The sequence below is a fragment of the Thiolapillus sp. genome (assembly GCF_048562965.1).
GTDB lineage: Bacteria > Pseudomonadota > Gammaproteobacteria > Chromatiales > Chromatiaceae > Thiolapillus > Thiolapillus brandeum_A.
In genome coordinates, this window is sequence record NZ_JBHNMF010000968.1 from 1 (window position 1) to 1064 (window position 1064).

Here is a 1064-nt window from a genome sequence, read left to right on the forward strand (position 1 = left end):
CAAGCAGCCAGAGCACGAGCCAGAGGCTATCGAAACAACCGAACTTTTATAACTATGATCTACATGATTGCCAGCCCGGCGGGTTCCATACTGAAATCCATATGAAACGTCGAAGAGCCACTGCCATGGTGTCGTGCGTTTATTCTGTTATTTCAATACGCTAAGGTGCAAAAAGCTCTTGTAACAAGTTAAGTGTTTTTGCCTGAGTGCTTTTATTGATTACTCCCAGTTTTTTTACAAGCCTCCACTTGTCAACAGTGCGGATTTGATCAAGAACGATCTGTCCTTTTTTCCCTTTAAAGGAACAGGCAATTCTTGTTGGGTAATTTCTCCCTTTTGTTGTCATGGGAGCCACGATAACAGTTGATATATGATGATTCATTTCGTTTGGTGAAATGACAAGGCATGGTCTGGTCTTTTGTATTTCATGCCCAACTGTTGGATCAAGGTTGACAAGAAATACTTCGAAACGATTTACTTCCATTCCCATTCTTCCTGTTCCCAGCGACTTTCTGGAAACTCTATCAACCTGTCATCTCCATTCTTCGCCATTGACTTGAAGGCTTTTTCCCAGTTTTTTCTGGACTGGGTGATTGGCTTGATGATGAGTTCATTGTCGTGTACCTCTATTTCAACTTCTCCACTGAGGCCGCACTGTTCCAGTATGGGTTTTGGGATTCTGAGTCCCTGGGAATTGCCAATTTGGATAATCGAAGCTTTCATGGTTGCCACCTGCCAGTTGACCTTATAAGTATATTGTAATTACATTACCGGGTAATGTCAATTTTAATTTTAGACGAACAATGACCAATCCAACCCGCCCGCCGTGCAGCTGCCGATAAACGTAATTGACGGCTACCAGCTTGAATCTACGCCATAATTCGCCGACGAGTTGCAGGTCAGTTGAAGTGCTATATTATGCGATTTCCCTTATATTTTCGTTAGTTACTAGAGTTTAGAGTAAGCAACATTGTTCCACCGTATATTTTCGGGTGAAATAAAGTTGCTATTTTGTTCATACTGCCCGTTAGAGCTTGTTCTATACGCTGATTGCTGCATCCTGC

General features: G+C 42.4%; 2 protein-coding genes. Both read right to left on the reverse strand.

The genetic code is table 11. The features are described from left to right. Positions 1-160: 160 nt before the first annotated feature. A complete protein-coding gene (locus ACOCD2_RS21545; protein ID WP_305800786.1) occupies positions 161-484 on the reverse strand; it encodes a type II toxin-antitoxin system PemK/MazF family toxin in 324 nt (107 codons plus the stop codon). Continuing rightward, a complete protein-coding gene (locus ACOCD2_RS21550; protein ID WP_293650448.1) occupies positions 475-723 on the reverse strand; it encodes an AbrB/MazE/SpoVT family DNA-binding domain-containing protein in 249 nt (82 codons plus the stop codon). Before ACOCD2_RS21550 ends, ACOCD2_RS21545 begins: the two co-directional genes overlap by 10 nt. Between the last annotated feature and the right edge of the window lie 341 nt (positions 724-1064).